Source organism: Microcystis sp. M49636_WE2 (genome assembly GCF_030065375.1).
Classification (GTDB): domain Bacteria; phylum Cyanobacteriota; class Cyanobacteriia; order Cyanobacteriales; family Microcystaceae; genus Microcystis; species Microcystis aeruginosa_C.
In genome coordinates this window covers 1-1,604 of the sequence record NZ_JASJFG010000356.1, presented here as the reverse complement: position 1 = coordinate 1,604, position 1,604 = coordinate 1, and the positions used below count along the sequence as shown (strand labels likewise).

The window sequence follows — 1,604 nt, the reverse complement described above, 5'->3', positions numbered from 1 at the left end:
TATCAGCCACTGCGCGAATTGTTTCATTCATACCCACGGGATTTTTAGACAGTAAAATTCTAACTTTTTTACCCTCAATTTCTAATTCTTCCGCTCGACCAAAAGCCGCTTTAAAACCCTGAACTGTCTCAAAAATTTCTCGATCTTTAATCCCTAATTCCTGGGCTACTAAACCCGCCGCTAAAGTATTATATTTATTATAAACACCGATTAAAATCTGCGGCCAATCCTGACTATGAAAAGCAGGACTACTCTTTTTAAAGCCGCAACTAGGACAACTAAAATCCCCTAAATGGGAGAGATAAACTCCGCGATAATCCAAAGAAGCGCCACATTTAGGACAGTAAATAGAATCGACAGCGTGGGGAATTTCTTCTAGATATAATTCCGGCTCACTTAAGCCAAAATATACAACTCTTTGGGGCAGTTGTTGACCCAAATGGGAAAGGGTCGGATCATCAGCATTGAGAATCACTAAAGTATCGGTGGGTAGGGGAGATATGGCCCCTTGCCAACGGCGACTAATCGTATCCACTTCCCCATAGCGATCGAGTTGATCGCGAAACAAATTAAGAGCTAAAATAGCGCGAGGACGACAATCTTTTAAAACCAAAGGGAGAATATTTTCATCCACTTCTAAAATGGCATAATCAGCCTTTAAAGTGCCGAATAAATTAGCATCGGCCAATAAAGCAGTGATTAAACCATTAATTAAATTCGCCCCAGTGGTGTTATGGGTGACTTTTGCCCCCTGACGCTCTAGAATAGTTCTTAGCAGTAGGGAAGTGGTAGTTTTTCCATTCGTGCCAACCACCAAGATTACCCCCCTTCGGACTTGCCCACAAAGTAGCGGCAACAAACGGGGATGGAGACGACGGGCAATTTCCCCCGGCAAGACGCTGGCAGCCCCTAAACGGAGTCCTTTAACCACAGCAGTAACGGTTTTAGCCACCGCTACGGCTATCCCTAAACGGATACGATCAAACAATTGCATGAAGTGAGATTCTTATAGCTGTTTCGTGATTTTACCCCTAAAAGAAGACCCGTAAACGGGGTAAGTTCCCATTGATTCTTTTCTACTGACAAAAAAGACAGCCTATAATATAGGTAAGTTTGGGGCCGATTCTACCGCACACGACATTTTAGGGCTAGAGCTTATGGGTTTATTGACAAGATTGGGGATTTCACTGGGATTACTCGCCCTAGGGGGTACTGTGGGTGTGCTAGGAAATCAGTATTTAAGCAGAAAAGCGCCCCTAGAGGTAAATAAACCGCCGGCAATCCTCCCCGCTTCCCTCTCTCTCCCTGTTATTCCCCAAAACGACGGTAATGTTAATTTTATCGCCCAGGCCGTGCAGAAAGTCGGGCCGGCGGTGGTGCGGATTGACTCGGCCCGGGAAGTGGCCGACCAAATTCCCGAAGAATTTAAACAGCCCTTTTTTCGGCGCTTTTTTGGTAATGAAGTGCCGATTCCCAGGGAGCATTTGGAACGGGGAACCGGTTCTGGGTTTATCATTAGTACAGATGGACTACTTTTGACTAATGCCCATGTGGTGGAAGGGACAACCCAAGTAAAAGTGACTCTGAAAAACGGTCAAACCTAT

The 1,604-nt window shown here is 45.1% G+C and carries 1 protein-coding gene and 1 pseudogene; one reads left to right on the top strand and one right to left on the bottom strand.

The window, feature by feature from the left end; all coding sequences use genetic code 11:
• Nucleotides 1-994 (bottom strand): Mur ligase family protein (locus PX484_RS08495; protein WP_288103454.1); only part of this gene is annotated, 994 nt, incomplete at its 3' end.
• 163 nt (nt 995-1,157) lie between these two features.
• Between PX484_RS08495 and PX484_RS08490 the strand changes: the two are divergent.
• Nucleotides 1,158-1,604, top strand: a pseudogene (locus PX484_RS08490) (serine protease); the annotation flags it as partial.